Origin of the sequence: Pseudomonas sp. HN2-3 (assembly GCF_020691745.1) — a bacterium.
GTDB lineage: Bacteria > Pseudomonadota > Gammaproteobacteria > Pseudomonadales > Pseudomonadaceae > Aquipseudomonas > Aquipseudomonas capeferrum.
Genome location: NZ_CP085704.1, coordinates 5,353,272 through 5,370,318 on the forward strand (window position 1 = coordinate 5,353,272; position 17,047 = coordinate 5,370,318).

At 64.0% G+C, this 17,047-nt stretch carries 14 protein-coding genes and 1 riboswitch; of the genes, 2 read left to right on the forward strand and 12 right to left on the reverse strand.

The genetic code is table 11. From position 1 onward, the window contains the following. Positions 1 to 23 precede the first annotated feature (23 nt). The gene (serB, locus tag LJX93_RS24340) at positions 24 to 1,238 is read right to left on the reverse strand and encodes a phosphoserine phosphatase SerB (RefSeq protein ID WP_033701828.1); all 1,215 of its coding nucleotides are present in this window, start codon (positions 1,236 to 1,238) and stop codon (positions 24 to 26) included. Positions 1,239 to 1,373: 135 nt separating this feature from the next. Here serB and LJX93_RS24345 point away from each other — a divergent pair, with 135 nt between their 5' ends. Next, positions 1,374 to 2,837 (forward strand): AhpA/YtjB family protein, encoded by a 1,464-nt coding sequence (locus tag LJX93_RS24345; RefSeq protein ID WP_047582294.1) that lies wholly within the window; start codon positions 1,374 to 1,376, stop codon positions 2,835 to 2,837. Positions 2,838 to 3,166: 329 nt separating this feature from the next. Here LJX93_RS24345 and LJX93_RS24350 read toward each other — a convergent pair whose 3' ends face one another. From LJX93_RS24350 to LJX93_RS24390, 9 genes are all read right to left on the reverse strand, one after another. Next, entirely contained in the window at positions 3,167 to 3,877 is a 711-nt protein-coding gene (locus LJX93_RS24350; protein WP_033701830.1) for a membrane integrity-associated transporter subunit PqiC, read from the reverse strand. A 173-nt stretch (positions 3,878 to 4,050) separates the two neighbouring features. Further along, entirely contained in the window at positions 4,051 to 6,309 is a 2,259-nt protein-coding gene (gene parC, locus LJX93_RS24355; RefSeq protein WP_033701831.1) for a DNA topoisomerase IV subunit A, read from the reverse strand. A 10-nt stretch (positions 6,310 to 6,319) separates the two neighbouring features. Further along, positions 6,320 to 6,838 carry a TIGR02281 family clan AA aspartic protease gene (locus LJX93_RS24360; RefSeq protein WP_227696493.1) on the reverse strand — a complete coding sequence of 173 codons (519 nt, stop codon included), beginning with the start codon at positions 6,836 to 6,838 and terminating at the stop codon, positions 6,320 to 6,322. Next, positions 6,835 to 7,821: an esterase-like activity of phytase family protein gene (locus LJX93_RS24365; protein WP_227696494.1), complete on the reverse strand. Its 987-nt coding sequence runs from the start codon at positions 7,819 to 7,821 to the stop codon at positions 6,835 to 6,837. Before LJX93_RS24365 ends, LJX93_RS24360 begins: the two co-directional genes overlap by 4 nt. Next, a complete protein-coding gene (parE, locus tag LJX93_RS24370; RefSeq protein ID WP_033701834.1) occupies positions 7,818 to 9,722 on the reverse strand; it encodes a DNA topoisomerase IV subunit B in 1,905 nt (634 codons plus the stop codon). The genes LJX93_RS24365 and parE overlap by 4 nt, the downstream gene beginning before the upstream one ends. Before the next feature lie 48 nt (positions 9,723 to 9,770). Beyond that, on the reverse strand, positions 9,771 to 10,379 hold the full coding sequence (locus LJX93_RS24375) for a YqiA/YcfP family alpha/beta fold hydrolase (RefSeq protein ID WP_227696495.1): 609 nt from the start codon (positions 10,377 to 10,379) through the stop codon (positions 9,771 to 9,773). 151 nt (positions 10,380 to 10,530) lie between these two features. Beyond that, positions 10,531 to 11,337 carry a 3',5'-cyclic-AMP phosphodiesterase gene (gene cpdA, locus LJX93_RS24380; RefSeq protein WP_033701836.1) on the reverse strand — a complete coding sequence of 269 codons (807 nt, stop codon included), beginning with the start codon at positions 11,335 to 11,337 and terminating at the stop codon, positions 10,531 to 10,533. Between the two features lie 85 nt (positions 11,338 to 11,422). Continuing rightward, entirely contained in the window at positions 11,423 to 11,875 is a 453-nt protein-coding gene (locus LJX93_RS24385) for a DUF1249 domain-containing protein (protein WP_027592506.1), read from the reverse strand. Next, positions 11,866 to 12,483, reverse strand: coding sequence for an NUDIX domain-containing protein (locus tag LJX93_RS24390; RefSeq protein ID WP_033701837.1), 618 nt, complete (start codon positions 12,481 to 12,483; stop codon positions 11,866 to 11,868). The genes LJX93_RS24385 and LJX93_RS24390 overlap by 10 nt, the downstream gene beginning before the upstream one ends. 185 nt (positions 12,484 to 12,668) lie before the next feature. On the opposite strand from LJX93_RS24390, the gene LJX93_RS24395 reads away from it, so the two are divergent. Further along, the gene (locus LJX93_RS24395; protein ID WP_033701838.1) at positions 12,669 to 13,415 is read left to right on the forward strand and encodes an RsiV family protein; all 747 of its coding nucleotides are present in this window, start codon (positions 12,669 to 12,671) and stop codon (positions 13,413 to 13,415) included. Here the strand turns inward: LJX93_RS24395 and cytX are convergent. Together cytX and thiC are read right to left on the reverse strand one after the other, a co-directional pair. Further along, positions 13,384 to 14,667 carry a putative hydroxymethylpyrimidine transporter CytX gene (gene cytX / locus LJX93_RS24400; protein WP_227696496.1) on the reverse strand — a complete coding sequence of 428 codons (1,284 nt, stop codon included), beginning with the start codon at positions 14,665 to 14,667 and terminating at the stop codon, positions 13,384 to 13,386. The genes LJX93_RS24395 and cytX overlap by 32 nt on opposite strands. 176 nt (positions 14,668 to 14,843) lie before the next feature. After that, entirely contained in the window at positions 14,844 to 16,724 is a 1,881-nt protein-coding gene (thiC, locus tag LJX93_RS24405; protein ID WP_033701840.1) for a phosphomethylpyrimidine synthase ThiC, read from the reverse strand. Between the two features lie 156 nt (positions 16,725 to 16,880). After that, positions 16,881 to 16,986: riboswitch (TPP riboswitch) on the reverse strand. Positions 16,987 to 17,047 lie beyond the last annotated feature (61 nt).

Sequence of the window (17,047 nt, forward strand, 5' to 3'; positions counted from 1 at the left end):
CTGTGCAGCCCCGGTCGTTCAGATCAACCGCGCGCGTCGCGATCGCGCAGGCCCAACAGGTACAGCACCCCATCCAGCCCCAGGGTGGAAATCGCCTGCTTGGCCGATTGACGCACCAGCGGCTTGGCGCGGAAGGCCACGCCCAGGCCGGCCAGCGACAACATTGGCAGGTCGTTGGCGCCATCCCCCACGGCGATGGTCTGGTCCAGTTGCAAGCCCTCTTCGCTGGCCAGTTGCTGCAGCAGTTCAGCCTTGCGCTGAGCATCGACAATCGGCTCCACGGCAACGCCGGTCACCTTGCCGTCGACCACTTCCAGCTCATTGGCGAACACATAGTCGATACCCAGGCGCGCCTGCACCTGCTTGGCGAAGTACGTGAAGCCACCGGACAGGATCGCAGTCTTGTAACCCAGGCGCTTGAGCTCGGCGAACAGGTTCTCGGCACCTTCGGTCAGGCGCAGCGACGCACCGATCTCATCCAGCACCCCTACATCCAGGCCTTTGAGCAACGCCATGCGCTCCTTGAAGCTGGCGCGGAAGTCCAGCTCGCCACGCATCGCCCGCTCGGTGATCGCTGCCACCTGCTCGCCAACGCCAGCGGCCTTGGCCAGCTCGTCGATGACTTCGGCCTCGATCAGGGTCGAGTCCATGTCGAATACCGCCAGGCGGCGGTTGCGACGGAACAAGTCGTCCTTCTGGAAAGCGATGTCGACACTCAAGGCTTCTGCCAGGGCGAAGAAGTCTGCGCGCAACGCCTGAGCATCGCTCGGCACGCCGCGCACGGAGATCTCGATGGCCGCCTTGCCCTTCTCGGTCTCGGCATCCAGCCCCACGCGGGCAGACAGCCGTTCGATGCGCTCGATGGTCAGGCCGTACTGGCTGATGACCGCACTGACGCGCTGCAACTGCTCAGGGGTGATCTTGCGGCTGAGCAGGGTGACGATATGACGCGCCTCACCGTGGCCATCGGCCCAATGCTGGTAATCCGCCTCGGAAATCGGCGTGTAACGGGCCTGCAGATTCAGTTCGTGGGCCTTGGCCTGCACGCTTTGCAGCAGGCGAGTGGCCACTTCGTTGTCCGGGATATCGACCAGAATGCCGAACGACAACGTGCCGTGCATGACGGCCAGGCCGATGTCGAGAATGCTCACACCGCCCTGCAGCAGGACGCCAGTGATGGCCGCAGTGAGACCTGGACGGTCTTCACCTGTGATGTTGATCAGGACGATTTCGCGCAAGACCGGACTCCGACTTCGATGAAAAATGCGCATTCTACCGATTTTCAGTGACCATCGGGCGCGAACGATGCTTTGCCGACAAAACCGGTGTCGCTATACTGCCCCACACTTTTATGCCATTAAGAGCCGAGCGCTGTGAACCGGCCCACCCCCGTCAAGCCAGACAACTTCTTCCTGATGATCTATCGTGCCCTGAGTCAACGTCGCGTCCCTCTGGCGCTACGCATCGCCTGCACCAACATATTCCTGGTGGCACTGGCACTGGTCATCTATGCCTGTGTGATGGGCCTGCAGTTCAAGCAGGCCATGCACGAGCAGGCCGACGCGCTCGGCCAGAGCCTGACCACGCAGACGGCCACGTCGGCCACCGAGCTGTTGGTGTCCAACGACATCCTCAGCCTCAACGTGCTGCTGGGCAACCTGGTGAAAAACCCGCTGGTGGCCCATGCGGCCATCTACAGCGTGGACAACCGCATCCTCGCCGAGGCTGGCCAGCGTCCGCGCAATAGCCTGCTGGGTGAAGCCGAAGGCCTGTACCAGACCAAGATCACCTTCCAGGACGTCACGGCCGGGCAACTGCGCATCAGCCTGGACATGAGCCAGTTCCAGCAGCCGATGCTGATCAGCCTGCAGAGCATGGGCATCCTCGCCGCCATCCTGCTGGCCCTGGCGCTGAGCCTGAGCCTGCGCCAGGCACGCCATATCACCACACCGCTGCTGCAGTTGCGGGTGTGGCTGCGCGACCCGCAGCCCTATACGCCGGCCACCGACCGCCAGGACGAGATCGGCGATATTGCCCGCCAGCTGCATACTCGCCTCGCTCCGCCGCCGCCACCTGAGCCAGAGCCGGAAGAAGAGGACGACGAAGACGACTTCGACGACCTGCACGATCACGCGCCGGCCCCTAAGACTGCGCCGCGCGCCAAGGTTGTCGCCCAGGTTGACGAAGAGGACGACGATGCCTTTGCCGGGCTGCTGGACAACGACGAAAGCGCGCCCAAGCCTGTGCCATACGATTCGGACGAGCCGCAGAACAGCGCCGTACTGGCCGTTCAGCTCGGCTCCCAGGAGCAACTGCGCCGTCTGCCGCGCACGCGCCTGACCGAATTGCTCGAGCGCTACCGCGACTGCCTGGAACAGGCCGCTTCGCTGTATGAGGGTGAAACCCACACGCTTAACGACGGCAGCACCCTGGTGCTGTTCCACAGCCGCGACTGTGGCGAGGACTACCTGACCAACGCGATCTGCTGTGGCGAGTTACTGCGTGCGCTGGGCCATGCCTTGCAGATCGAAGTGGCCGACAGCGGCATTACCCTGCAACTGCAGCTGGGCCTGGCGCTGGGTAATGACCTGCAAGGGTTGGAGCTGGTTGACCTGCTGATGGCCGAAAAAGCCCAGGATGCCCTGGCGCTGTCGCAGCACAGCCGTAACCTGCTGCTGGTGGAGCGCCAGATCAGTGATGACGCGCTGATCCGTCAACGCGCGCGGATCCGCCCGATTGCCAGCCCGGAAGGCGCTTGCTGTGTAGAGCGGTTGATGGAGCCGTATCCGTCGATGCTGGAGCGGCAATTGGCGCGGATGCACGAGCGCCGGGCCTGACACAAAGGCCGCCTTGCCGGGGCGCCGGACCGGTCGGAAAGGGCTGCGCAGCGCCCCTTGTAGGAGCGGCCTTGCGTCGCGAAAGGGGCGCGCAGCGGCCCTTGTAGGAGCGGCCTTGCGTCGCGAAAGGGGCGCGCAGCGGCCCTTGTAGGAGCGGCCTTGCGTCGCGAAAGGGGCGCGCAGCGGCCCCAGCAATAGTGGCGTCGACGCTGAAATCTGGGGCCGCTGCGCAGCCCTTTTCGCGACGCAAGGCCGCTCCTACAAAGGCCCGCGCAGCTGATACAAAAAAGCCCGCATCGATGCGGGCTTTTTTGTATCAGGCGGAACCATCAGAACCGATAGACTTCCATATCGGTACGAATCGGCGAAGCCATCGGGATCTTGGACTTCTCGGGTGCCTTCTTGACCTGTACCGGCGCAGCGGGCTTCTTCGGCGCCTCTTCGGCAATGGCTGGCTGATTGGCCAGCGGCTTGACCGCCGTGCTCAGCTGTTCGGCCAGCTTTTGCAGCAGTTGCCCTTGAGCCTGCACCTGCGACGCTTCGCTGCCCTCATGCTGCTGCTCAAGGTGAACGATGCGGTTGTCACGCACATGGCCACGACGGTCGAGCAGGCGCCATTGGGCGTCCAGAATCGCCGGTTGGTCCTTGCCCGAGTCCAGGCGGGTAATCGACAGCAACACTTGCACGTCCGGGCTGAAACCGGTGGTCGCCGGGGCCAGCACCACGCGCTGGCTGTCCAGGCGCCAGGCCAGCTGGCGAACCAGCAACTGGTCAATGTCCGACGAGAGGCTGCCGGCCCAACGACCGTCGGTCGCCGAACTCAGGCTGCCATCGGCCTGACGCTGCAGGAACGTCTCGCGTTGCAGGTAATCGGCAACCGATACCGGGCCCAGCACCACGGCCATGCCCGCGCTTTGCGACGGCTGGCCAGGATCACCGCTGTCGAGCTGGTACAAGGCCACAGGCTGATGCATGCTGCATCCGCCCAGCCCCAGAAGGCCCGTCATCAACAGCGCAAATGGAAGGCGCAGAAGTTTCATCATCCCATCCAGGCGGTCGCCACAGGCAGACCGCAGTGATACTCATGTAGATTCAATCGGGCACACGGCCACGCCGGCACCGCAAGGGCCATATCATCCGCGAAATAGCTGTCCGACTCCAGCATTTCTGCCCGGAACGGCCCTGAAATTGCCGTTCCAGACATTTCAGCAGCTTACGCCGGGCCTTCCACCTGCAACCCATCGACGCGCTGGAAGCCGCGTGGCAGCTTGCTGCCGCGCCGGCCCCGTTCGCCCTTGTAGTGCTCCAGATCGTCCGCTTTCAGCGATAGCGTACGCTTGCCGGCTTGCAATACAAGGGTTGCGCCTTCAGGGATTACCGCAAGGTCGGTGACAAATTCTTCACGACTGGCCACCCGATCACCAGGCACGCCGATGATCTTGTTGCCCTTGCCTTTGCCCAACTGTGGCAAGTCGCTGACCTTGAACACCAGCAGCCGGCCCTCGGTGGTGACCGCCGCCAGCCAGTCCTGCTCGCGGTTGGCCACCGGGCGCGGGGTCATGACCTTGGCGCCGTTGGGCAGGCTGAGCAGGCCTTTGCCGGCCTTGTTCTTGGCCTGCAGGTCTTCGCCCTTGACCACGAAGCCGTAACCGGCATCCGACGCCACCACATACAGCGCATCGTCCTCAGGTAGCAGCACGCACTCGAAGGTCGCCCCAGGTGGCGGCGCCAGGCGGCCCGTCAGCGGCTCGCCCTGCCCCCGCGCAGACGGCAAGGTATGCGCGGCCACCGAGTAACTGCGGCCGGTGGAGTCGATCAATACGGCAAACTGGTTGGAGCGCCCGGCGGCTGCGGCCTTGAAGCCATCGCCAGCTTTGTACGAAAGGCCGGTGGCGTCGATGTCGTGGCCCTTGGCGCAGCGCACCCAGCCCTTTTCCGACAGCACAACGGTGACCGGCTCGGTCGGCATCAGCTCGTTTTCCGACAGCGCCTTGGCTTCTGCACGCTCGACGATCGGCGAGCGGCGGTCGTCGCCGTAGGTTTCGGCGTCCTTGATCAGCTCGCTGCGCACCAGCTTGCGCAGCTTGGCGTCGCTGCCGAGCAGGGCCTGCAGCTTGGCCTGCTCCTTGAGCAGCTCGTCCTGCTCGCCGCGAATTTTCATCTCTTCAAGGCGCGCCAGCTGTCGCAGGCGGGTCTCGAGGATGTAGTCAGCCTGGATTTCGGTCAGCTCGAAACGCTCGATCAGCGCCTGCTTGGGATGCTCCTCGGTGCGGATGATATGAATCACTTCATCCAGGTTGAGGAAGGCAGTCAGCAAGCCTTCGAGCAGGTGCAGGCGCCTCTGCACCTTGTCCAGGCGGTGCTGCAGGCGGCGCCGGACGGTGTTGGTACGAAACTCCAGCCACTCCAGCAACAGTGCCCGCAGGTTCTTCAACTGCGGCCGGCCGTCCAGGCCGATGATGTTGACGTTGACCCGGTAGCTGCTTTCCAGGTCGGTGGTGGCGAACAGGTGCTGCATCAGCTCGTCGGCATCCACCCGGTTGGAGCGCGGGATGATGACGATACGGCACGGGTTCTCGTGGTCCGACTCGTCACGCAGGTCGGCCACCATCGGCAGCTTCTTGGCCTGCATCTGTGCGGCGATCTGCTCCAGCACCTTGGCCCCGGAGACCTGATGCGGCAGTGCGGTGACCACCACGTCGCCATCTTCGACGCGATAAACGGCACGCATGCGGATCGAGCCGCGGCCGCTTTCGTAGATCTTCAGGATCTCGGCGCGGGGCGTGATGATTTCGGCTTCGGTCGGGTAGTCCGGGCCCTGGATATGCTCGCACAACTGCTCGATGGTAGCCTTGGGCTCGTCCAGCAGGCGCACGCAGGCACTGGCCACTTCACGCAGGTTGTGCGGCGGCACGTCGGTGGCCATGCCCACGGCGATGCCGGTGGTGCCGTTGAGCAGGATGTTGGGCAGGCGCGCCGGCAGTACTGCGGGCTCCTGCAGGGTGCCGTCGAAGTTCGGCACCCAGTCCACGGTGCCCTGGCCCACTTCGTTGAGCAACACTTCGGCGTAGCGCGACAGGCGCGCCTCGGTGTAACGCATGGCAGCGAACGACTTCGGATCGTCCGGTGCACCCCAGTTGCCCTGGCCATCGACCAGGGTGTAGCGGTAGCTGAACGGCTGCGCCATCAACACCATGGCTTCGTAGCAGGCCGAGTCGCCGTGGGGGTGGAACTTGCCGAGCACGTCACCGACGGTACGCGCCGACTTCTTGTGCTTGGCATCGGCATCGAGCCCCAACTCGCTCATGGCGTAGATGATGCGTCGCTGCACCGGCTTCAGGCCGTCGCCGATGTGCGGCAGGGCCCGGTCCATGATCACGTACATGGAGTAGTTGAGGTAGGCCTGTTCGGTGAAGTCAGCCAGCGAGCGGCGTTCGACGCCGTCGAGGCTGAGTTCCAGTGGGTCGCTCATGCGGGCCTCGTCATTTCAGGTTCTGGCGCAACAGCATGGTGCCGCCGCGCTGGGTAAATTCAAGTTGTTTCAGGGCGCTCATGCCCAGCAGCACGGTCTGGCCGTCCAGGCCTGGCACCACGGTTGCACGCACGCCCTGTAAACGGATATCGCCCAGTTGCAGGGTATTCAAGCGGGTGCGGTAGCCTTCGGTGCGGCCATTTGCGGTGCTGAGCAGCACCGGGCTGCCTCGCGCCAGGTCCAGCTCGCTGGCCAGGGCCTCGGGGATCGCCACGTCGGTGGCCCCGGTGTCGAGCATGAAATGCACCGCCTGGCCATTGATCGCGCCATTCACCACAAAATGCCCCTGGCCATTGCTCAGCAGGCGCACCTCGATAAAGCCTTCGCCGTGCTCGGAACGCACCTGGGCATTGGGATTGCGCTGGCTATCTTCCCATTGACCGAAAAAGCGCGTGGCAAGGAACAGCGCCGCCGCCCAGGCGACGATCATCAGTACCTTGCCAGCACGCTTGCCCGGTGCCTGGCTCATGGTTTGGCGCTCCAACCGCCCTCTGGCGCTTCGAAGCGCCAGACAATCGGCCGCACCTGGCCATCGGCGCGGCGGCCATTGTTGTTGTCCAGGCCAATCCAGGCGCCTTTGGCGTCGATCACCAGGGCTTCTGCCAGGCCGAACGGCTGATCATAGCGGCGAGCATCCACCAGCGCATCGGCGGCAAACGACCAGCAACGCTCGACCTTGCCGCTGTCGGCGTCGCGGCGACAGATGCGGTAGGCGTTACGCTCAAGGGTAAACAGCTTGCCCTCGAACCAGGCCAGGTCGGCGAAGTCACGCGACAGCGCGCGCGCGTTGGGCATCTGCGGCGGTTGCATCTCGACCCCGGCCTCGCTCAGCAGCACGCAACTGCGCCCGCACGTCCACACCGATTGCTGGCGCTCGATCGCCACCAGCCCCCGGCGCTCGCGCTCGGCGGCAAGCCAGATGCGGTCGCCCGCCGGGTTGATCGCCAAGCCTTCGAACAAGGCATTGAAGTTCAGCAGCATGCCGCTGGCCCGGGCCTGTCGTACCATGGCCGGGTCGATCTTCAACCAGTCCGGCTCGCCTTCGACGGGGACCTGCAAGACAGCAGCGTGGGCCTCACTGACCAGGTAAAGGTTACCGGCCTGGTCACAGGTGATGCCTTCGAAGTCCAGCTCACCACCGCGGACATAGGACGCCGCCCAGTTGCGCGACTTCAGCCCCCACGGCAAACCGCTCTCCGGTACCGGCGCAGGGATGAAGGTCAGCGGTTGGGCACGCCACACGGCATTTTGTTGATCGAACCGGTAAACGCGGTCGTCGTCACGGTCGGAAACGCCCCATAGCGCACCTCGGCACTGGGCCAGGCCAGACAGGTTGCCGCCGCGCATACCCTCGATCGGGTGCTCGGCGGCCATCTTCAACTGCGGCCAGTTGCCCGCCAAACTCGGCAAGGCAAACAGTGCAAGGCAAGCGGCAAGTAGCAGCCGAATCAAACCATGACCTCGGCCAGGTTGCCTTTGGTTTCCAGCCAGCTCTTGCGATCACCGGCACGCTTCTTGGCCAGCAGCTTGTCCATCAGCTCGCAGGTGGCCTCGACGTCTTCCAGGGTCAGCTGCACCAGGCGCCGGGTATTCGGGTCCATGGTGGTTTCGCGCAGCTGTGGCGGGTTCATCTCGCCCAGCCCTTTGAAGCGCGTGACTTGCGGCTTGCCGCGCTTCTTCTCGGCCACCAGGCGGTCGAGGATGCCATCACGCTCGGCTTCGTCGAGGGCGTAGTAGATTTCCTTGCCCAGGTCGATGCGGTAGAGCGGCGGCATGGCCACGTAGACATGACCGGCCTCCACCAGGGGGCGGAAGTGCTGAACGAACAGCGCGCACAGCAAGGTGGCGATGTGCAAGCCGTCGGAGTCGGCGTCGGCGAGGATGCAGATCTTGCCATAGCGCAGTTGCGACAGGTCGGCGGCGCCGGGGTCGACGCCGATGGCCACGGCAATGTTGTGCACCTCCTGGCTGGCCAGGACTTCACCGCCGTCCACTTCCCAGGTGTTGAGGATCTTGCCGCGCAGCGGCAGGATCGCCTGGAACTCTTTGTCCCGCGCCTGCTTGGCCGAGCCACCGGCCGAGTCACCCTCGACCAGGAACAGCTCGGCGCGCATCGGGTCCTGGCCTGCGCAATCCGCCAGCTTGCCTGGCAGCGCCGGGCCCTGGGTGATGCGTTTGCGTTCGACCTTCTTGCTGGCCTTGAGGCGACGGCCGGCGTTGCTGATGGCCAGTTCAGCCAACTGCATGCCCAGCTCGGGGTGTGCGTTGAGCCACAGGCTGAAGGCGTCCTTGACCACACCAGAAACAAACGCGGCCGCCTCACGGGACGACAGGCGCTCTTTGGTCTGCCCGGAGAACTGCGGCTCCTGCATCTTCATCGAAAGCACGAAGGTGATGCGCTCCCAGACGTCTTCCGGCGCCAGCTTGACGCCGCGCGGCAGCAGGTTGCGGAATTCGCAGAACTCGCGCATGGCGTCCAGCAGGCCCTGGCGCAGGCCGTTGACGTGGGTGCCGCCCTGGGCGGTGGGGATCAGGTTGACGTAGCTTTCCTGAACGCTGTCACCGCCCTCGGGCAGCCACAGCAAGGCCCAGTCCACGGCTTCCTTGTTGCCAGCCAGGCTGCCGCAGAACGGCTCGTCCGGCAGGCGCAGGTACTCGCTGACCGAGTCGACCAGGTAGGAACGCAGGCCGTCCTCGTAGTGCCACTCGACCTTCTCGCCGCTGCCCTTGTCCTCGAAGCTGACCAGCAGGCCCGGGCACAGAACGGCCTTGGCCTTGAGCACATGCTTGAGGCGGCTGATGGAGAATTTAGGCGAATCGAAATACTTCGGGTCGGGGCTGAAGTACACGCTGGTGCCGGTATTGCGCTTGCCGACCGAGCCGACCACTTCCAGTTCACTGGCCTTGAAACCATCGGCGAAGGTCATCTGGTACTCGTTGCCGTCACGCTTGACGCGCACGCGCACCTGGGTCGACAGGGCGTTGACCACCGAAATACCGACGCCGTGCAGGCCGCCGGAGAACTGGTAGTTCTTGTTGGAGAACTTGCCGCCCGCGTGCAGCTTGGTAAGGATCAGCTCGACCCCGGACACGCCTTCTTCCGGGTGAATGTCCACCGGCATGCCGCGGCCGTCGTCGCTGACTTCCAGCGAGTGGTCGGCGTGGAGGATGACCTGCACCGAACGGGCGTGACCGGCCAGGGCTTCGTCGACGCTGTTGTCGATGACCTCCTGGGCCAAGTGGTTCGGTCGGCTGGTATCGGTGTACATGCCCGGTCGCTTGCGGACCGGATCAAGGCCCGAGAGGACTTCGATGGCGTCTGCGTTATAGGCGCTAGCGCTGGGATTGGCCATGGGGTCTCGTCGTCAGTCAGGTGAATGCAAAAGGTCAGAGTACAAAAGTCAGAGCACAGAAAAGTCGAGCGCCGCATGCAAACTCGGGGCAACACCGGCGAAGGCCAGCATCGCCGGCAAGTGCTCGACGAAGCCCTGGAAGCTGTGGTCGCCACCGGCCTGGATACGCAGGGCACAAGCACGGTAATAGCGCTCGGCGTGGCGATAGTCCAGGGTTTCATCGGCGGTCTGCAACCACACTTGATAGCGGTTGGCATCCACGGGGGCGGGCACTTCCAGCTCGGCCAGGGCCTGCACGTGATCGTGAGTCAGCTCCCAGGCCTCATCGGTGTAAAGGTTGCGCTGGGTGCCGAGGTAGCCATCGAACAACCGATGCGGTGCCACTGCCGGGTTGATCAGCAGGGCCTTGAGGCCATGGCGCTCGGCCAGATAGGTGGCATAGTAGCCGCCGAGCGAACTGCCGACCAGCAGGGGCGCGCCCAACTCGGCAATAGCGCCTTGCAGTTGGGCAATGGCCTGGCGCGGGTGATGGTGCAAGGCCGGTACGCGCAATCGCTCGGACAACCCCAGCTGCTGCATGACGGCCTCGAGCTGGCGCGCCTTCTTCGACAGCGGCGAGCTGTTGAAGCCATGGATATAGAGGATGGAACCCGACATGCTGCCCCCGGAATCTGTGGCTTCGCGCCCAATCTGGCAGGCGCAGGGACGCGCAGTGTAGCGCGTTCGCCGGGTTTTGACGCAGCGGCGGGGTTTTCGCAACAATTTCTTCGGCAACCTGAAGGGCCGCTGCGCAGCAGCCCCAAGGTCGTCAATACCCCGGGCTGTCGAAGTCCAGCTTCACGTCGAAGTCCCGCGCCCGCTCTACACCAGTCTCCAACCGCCCGTCGGCGTGCAGACGCAGCCAGCGGTAGCCCGGCTGTTCCTCGCTCACCTTGAAGTCCTCGCTGTGCGCCGCGAACTGAATGCAGGTAGACGGCGTGGCCAGCAAGCGCAACCCCTCGCGCATTTCATCCCACGGCTGGTGGACATGCCCCCAAAGCAGCCCGCGCACCTGTGGATAACGTTCAACGATGCCGAACAGCGCCTGGGCATTGCGCAGGCCGATCGGGGCGATCCAGGCGCAGCCGATGTCCACCGGCTGATGATGGAAGCACACCAGGCAATGGCGCTCGCCCGCTGTCTTCAATGCACCCTCAAGCAGGCTCAGCTGAGCCTCTTCGAGCAGGCCATGGGTCGCGCCGGCCACCGCAGAATCGAGCATCACGATGCGCCAGCCACCGATATCGGTAACCGCTTGCACCAGGTCCGTGCCTTGCGCGATGTCGGCCATCACCCTGGCTTCGTCATGGTTACCCGGCAACCAGCGCGTCGCCACGCCAAACCCTGCGGTCAACTCGCGGAACGCTTCATACGACGCCACGCTGGCGTCCTGGGAAAGGTCCCCCGTGCACAGCAGCAGGTCGATGGCCGGTTGCTCGCGCTGCACCTGGGCAACCACATGGCGCAGGCTGTCCCGGGTATTGAGACCCAGCAGGGTGCCGGCCGGGTCGGCGAACAGGTGGGCATCGGTGAGTTGCACCACATGCACGGGGCGGGTTGGGTCTAGGTGCGGCAACGGCCGTCTCCTCGAACGGATTCAGCACGAATTATGGCTGTGCAACGGGTGCGAGCAAACACCCGAAGCCGACGCACATCACATTTCAGCGAACGCTTGCCAATTCGTGACCACAGGCCAGGCAGTGGCTCAGCCACTCGCCGAGGAACAGGTTGAGCTGCGCCTTTTCATCGGGCTGGTGCATGCCTGCATTGGGGTACGGGTAGATACTGCGCAGGCGCCGCGCGTGCTCGGCGCTGACCACCTCGGCCATGCGCGCATCGTGGTACACCTGAACCTCCAGGTGCGGCACTGGCAGCCACGGCAAGCTGTGCTCCTGGCGCACGTGCAGCGTGGTGGTATACGGGCAGGCCAGCACCACATCGAGCACCAGCACACCGAGCATCTGATCGCCTTGGGTCATACCGATACGACGCGAGCTCTGGGTGGTGCGCATGTCAGGCAACAAGCGCATCAAGCGGGCGTAGTTGGCCTCGCAGGCTGCTTGCAGCCCGACCAGGTCGACCCGATATCGCTCGCGCAGCAGGTTCACTTCCACATACCTCGAACTTCGTCTCTGTTGAGCGCCAGCCATTGCAGGCCAATGATCGTCGCAGCGTTGCAGATACGGCCGTCACGCACCGCCTGCAAGGCATCTTCGAACGACCAGACGCGCACTCGGATGTCCTCGCCCTCTTCTTCCAGGCCATGCAGGCCGCCCGCGCCCTCGCTGGTGCAACGCCCAAGGAACAGATGGACGTATTCGTCACTGCCACCGGGCGACGGGAAGTAGCGGGTCATCGGCCACAAGGCGCTGAAGGTCAAACCGGCCTCTTCTTCTGCCTCGCGGTGTGCAACCTCTTCAGGCTGCTCGTCCTTGTCGATCAGCCCGGCGACCATCTCGATCAGCCACGGGTTGGCGACCTTGTCGAGCGCGCCGACACGAAACTGCTCGATCAACACCACTTCATCGCGTAGCGGGTCATAAGGCAGCACACAGACCGCATCATGACGCACGAACAGTTCGCGGCTGATCTCGCGGCCCATGCCCCCGGCAAACAGTTCGTGACGCAGGTGCACCTTGTCGAGCTTGTAGAAGCCCTGGAAGCAGTTGGCCCGCTTGACGATCTCGACCGCCTTGGGGACTGAATTGAGCGTGTCTGACATAGAAATCCTCGTTACCTCATTTACCGCTTCGCGCCATCCTACTCCGCCTGCCGGCCTCTTTCATCCGTTTCCAGCAACCGTTCGCGCACTCGGGACAGCGCGCCTTCTGTCTGTTAGCTTAGTGGCGAACTGAAGGCCGCGCCGACGGTCAAAGGCCGACTTTTCCCTGTTCTGCAAGGATCATCATGACACTTGTCAAACTGACTTCCGTGGCCGTGCTGGCACTGGCCCTGGGTGCCTGCCAGAGCCTGTTCACGCCTAATTACCGGGCACCGCTCGAGGTCAAGCGTGACGCCTGGGAGCACGTCAAACCCGGCTGCAGCGAAAGCGACTGCCCCCTGGTGAACATCGACACCATTCACTTCCCGGCCCTGCCCAAGCTCGACGGCATCGTCGAACAGCGCCTGCTGCAACTGACCGAAGACAACCAGCGTGGCGCCGCGCCAACCACCTTGCAGGCGTACGAGCAGCAGTACCTGGCCAGCGCCGACAAGCGCAACAGCAGCTACCTGCAGGCCAAGGTACGCGAGCAGCATGACGGACTGGTGATCATCGAACTGTCCAGCTACCTGGACAGCGGGGGTGCCCACGGCATGCCGGGGCGTGGCTTCATCAACTATTCGCGCAAACTGGACAAAGTCCTGACCCTGCAGGACATGCTGGTGCCAGGCCAGGAAGAGACCTTCTGGAAAACCGTCGAAGAGTCGCACCGCGCGTGGATGATCAGCGTGGGCATGGACAAGGACGCCGAATTCATCAAGACCTGGCCCTTCAAGAAGTCGCCGCACGTCGCCCTGACGTACGGCGCGGTGGTGGTCAAGTATGAGGTCTATGCCATCGCGCCCTACTCCATGGGCCACGTCGAGCTGAAGATCCCCTACCCGCGCCTGAACGGCGTGATCAAGCCTGAGCTGTTTCCCGGCCGCGGCTGAAGCTCAGTAGCGCATGCAGCACACCTGCCAGCACCAGCGCTGGCAGGGTCGCACCCAGGTCCGGCGCTTGCGCGGCGATCAGATGATAAGCCGCCACCCCCGCGGCCCAGGCCAGCAACGCCTGCCAGTGCAAGCCATCGACCTGCGCCGGCAAGCGGCGGCGGCGGATCACGTAGTGGTCCATCAGCACCACGCCGAACAGCGGTGCGAACACCGAACCGATCAGCAGCAGGAAGTTTTCGTACTGGGCCAGCGGCGCCAGCAGGGCGATCAGGGTGCACAGCACGCCGATGGCCAGCGCCAGGTGCTCGACCTTCAGTGGCAAAAGCACACCGGTTGAAACCGCTGCCGAATGGATGTCGGCGAAGGCCTTTTCCGACTCGTCCAGCAGAATGAGCAGCAGCGGAATACCCATGCCGGCGCCAGCCAGGGCCAGCAGCAGGGCATTGACTTCGCCGCTGGCGGCAAAGGCCAGGGTGTAGGCCACGCCCAGGCTCATCAGCCAGGTGTTGCCGATAAAGTACCCAACTACCGTGCCGCCGAACACATGCTTGCCATTGCGGGCGAAGCGCGAGTAGTCGGCGATCAACGGCAACCAGGACAGCGGCATGGCGATGACGATGTCAAAACCCACCGCCAGCGACATAGAGCCATCCCCGGCGCGGCTCCACAGCTCAGCCAGGTCGGCCTTGGCAAACAGGTTCCAGGTCAGCCACAGGCAAGCGCCCATCAACAACCAGATACCCCAGGCGCGCAGCACCTTGCGCACGAAAGCCAGTGGCCCGCTGACTGCCAACACAGTGGCCAGCGCACCGAAGCACAGGGTCCACAGCACCGGGCTGTTCCAGGCACTGTCTTCACCGAAGGCCCGCGCGCCCAGCAGGCTGGCGGCATCGCGCATGACGATGATCTCGAAGGCGCCCCAACCGACCAGTTGCAGCAGGTTGAGCAGTGCCGGCAAACGCGCGCCATGGCTGCCCAGGCTCAGGCGCAGGGTGCCCATGGCGGACAGGCCGGTGTCGCTGCCGATAACCCCGGCGGCCCCTAGCAACAGCACACCCACACCGGTGCCCAGCGCGATGGCCAGTACCGCGCCGGCAAGGCCCAGGCCTGGGGCCAGCATGGCGCCGACCTGCAGCACCATCAGGCCGATGCCGAGGGAGAACCACAGCGCGAACAGGTCACGTGCGCCAAAGATGCGTTGCGGGGTGGGGACCGGGTGGTCGGGGGAGAATTGGCTGGGGGTGGTCATGCTTGCAGACACTCGGCATTAAAGGAGGTTGAACACGGTCGCTGTAGGAGCGGCCTTGCGTCGCGAAAGGGGCGCGAAGCGGCCCCCCGGTTTCAGCTTCGCCGCTGATCGTGCCGGGGCCGCTTCGCGCCCCTTTTCGCGACGCAAGGCCGCTCCTACAGAGGGCAGTTTTGCAGTCAGACTTTTTTGTACAGCTGGCTGCCTTCCTGGCGGAACCGCTCGGCCTGCTCACGCATGCCATCTGCAACCGTCACGTCCACGGTTTCGATCTTGGCGGCGTATTCACGCACTTCCTGGGTGATCTTCATCGAGCAGAACTTCGGCCCGCACATCGAACAGAAGTGCGCGACCTTGGCCGACTCCTTGGGCAGGGTTTCGTCGTGGTAGGCGCGAGCGGTGTCTGGGTCCAGGCCAAGGTTGAACTGGTCTTCCCAACGGAACTCGAAACGCGCCTTGGACAAGGCGTTGTCACGAATCTGCGCGCCCGGGTGGCCCTTGGCAAGGTCGGCGGCATGGGCGGCGATCTTGTAGGTGATGATGCCGGTCTTGACGTCGTCCTTGTTCGGCAGGCCCAGGTGCTCCTTGGGCGTCACGTAGCAGAGCATGGCGCAACCGAACCAGCCGATCATCGCCGCGCCGATACCCGAGGTGATGTGGTCGTAACCCGGCGCAATGTCGGTGGTCAGCGGGCCGAGGGTGTAGAACGGCGCCTCGTCGCAGCATTCCAGCTGCTTGTCCATGTTCTCCTTGATCAACTGCATCGGCACGTGGCCTGGGCCTTCGATCATGCACTGCACGTCGTGCTTCCAGGCGATCTTGGTCAGTTCGCCTAGGGTTTCCAGCTCACCGAACTGTGCAGCGTCGTTGGCGTCGGCAATCGAGCCCGGGCGCAGGCCGTCGCCCAGCGAGAAGCTGACGTCGTAGGCCTTCATGATTTCGCAGATTTCGTCGAAGTGGGTGTACAGGAAGTTTTCCTGATGATGCGCCAGGCACCACTTGGCCATGATCGAGCCACCCCGGCTGACGATGCCGGTGACGCGCTTGGCGGTCAGCGGTACATACCGCAGCAGCACGCCGGCATGGATGGTGAAGTAGTCCACGCCCTGCTCGGCCTGCTCGATCAGGGTGTCGCGGAACAGCTCCCAGGTCAGGTCTTCGGCGACGCCGCCGACTTTTTCCAGGGCTTGGTAGATCGGCACGGTACCGATCGGCACCGGCGAGTTACGGATGATCCACTCGCGGGTTTCGTGAATGTGCTTGCCGGTGGACAGGTCCATGACCGTGTCCGAGCCCCAGCGAATGCCCCAGGTCAACTTGGCCACTTCTTCCTCGATCGAGGACCCCAGCGCACTGTTGCCGATGTTGCCGTTGATCTTCACCAGGAAGTTGCGGCCGATGATCATCGGTTCCAGCTCGGTGTGGTTGATGTTGGCCGGGATGATCGCGCGGCCGCGGGCGATTTCTTCGCGGACGAATTCGGGGGTGATTTCTTTCGGGATATTGGCGCCGAAGCTGTGGCCGGCGTGCTGCTGGTCGAGCAGGCCGGCAGCGCGGGCTTCCTGCAGCTTCATGTTCTCGCGGATGGCCACGTATTCCATCTCGGCGGTGATGATGCCCTGGCGGGCGTAGTGCATCTGCGAGACGTTGACGCCAGCCTTGGCGCGGCGCGGGTTGCGCACGTGGTTGAAGCGCAGCTTGGCCAGCTCTGCATCGTTCAGGCGCTGTTGGCCGAAGTTCGAGGTCAGGCCGCCCAGGCGTTCGGTGTCGCCGCGGGCGTCGATCCAGGCCGAACGGACGTCGGCCAGGCCCTTGCGCACGTCGATGATGACGTCAGGGTCGGTGTAAGGGCCGGAAGTGTCGTAGACCAGCACCGGGGCATTGGTTTCGCCGCCGAAGTCGGTCGGGGTGTCGTGCAGGCTGATTTCGCGCATGGGCACGCGGATGTCCGGGCGAGAGCCCTCGACATAGACCTTGCGCGAACGGGGGAACGGTTGCACGGACTGCTGATCGACTTGTGCCGATTCGCTGAGGTTGATCGTTTTTTCTTGTTTGCTCATCACGGGCTCTCCAGACAGCTTCCTAGCGGATGGAATGTCGGGGAGAACCTGAAAGACGCGGACGCACCCAGAGATGGATGCAGTGCCGGACATGGGGGTGCCTTGCGCTTTTTACAGCGGCGACAATCCCGGACCTGGCACAAGAGGCTCACCGGGAAAGCGAGCAATCTTGTTCCCTACGCAGGCGCTAACCTGATCAGGTTCAACGGGATCCGGAACTTCCGATCTCAGCCTTTGCAACAAGGCACCCCGACAAGAACATGCGCAGTCTAGACTGGAGTGGCCGGCAAAGCCAAGCGGGTAAATGCGGGGATGATGAAAGG

Excerpts from the sequence above, each read along its gene's own strand:
- LJX93_RS24350 (WP_033701830.1), bottom strand. The coding sequence starts at position 3,877 with ATGAAACTTCTGCGCCTTCCATTTGCGCTGTTGATGACGGGCCTTCTG.
- parC (WP_033701831.1), bottom strand. The coding sequence starts at position 6,309 with ATGAGCGACCCACTGGAACTCAGCCTCGACGGCGTCGAACGCCGCTCG.
- LJX93_RS24360 (WP_227696493.1), bottom strand. The coding sequence starts at position 6,838 with ATGAGCCAGGCACCGGGCAAGCGTGCTGGCAAGGTACTGATGATCGTC.
- parE (WP_033701834.1), bottom strand. The coding sequence starts at position 9,722 with ATGGCCAATCCCAGCGCTAGCGCCTATAACGCAGACGCCATCGAAGTC.
- LJX93_RS24375 (WP_227696495.1), bottom strand. The coding sequence starts at position 10,379 with ATGTCGGGTTCCATCCTCTATATCCATGGCTTCAACAGCTCGCCGCTG.
- LJX93_RS24390 (WP_033701837.1), bottom strand. The coding sequence starts at position 12,483 with ATGTCAGACACGCTCAATTCAGTCCCCAAGGCGGTCGAGATCGTCAAG.
- LJX93_RS24395 (WP_033701838.1), top strand. The coding sequence starts at position 12,669 with ATGACACTTGTCAAACTGACTTCCGTGGCCGTGCTGGCACTGGCCCTG.
- cytX (WP_227696496.1), bottom strand. The coding sequence starts at position 14,667 with ATGACCACCCCCAGCCAATTCTCCCCCGACCACCCGGTCCCCACCCCG.
- thiC (WP_033701840.1), bottom strand. The coding sequence starts at position 16,724 with ATGAGCAAACAAGAAAAAACGATCAACCTCAGCGAATCGGCACAAGTC.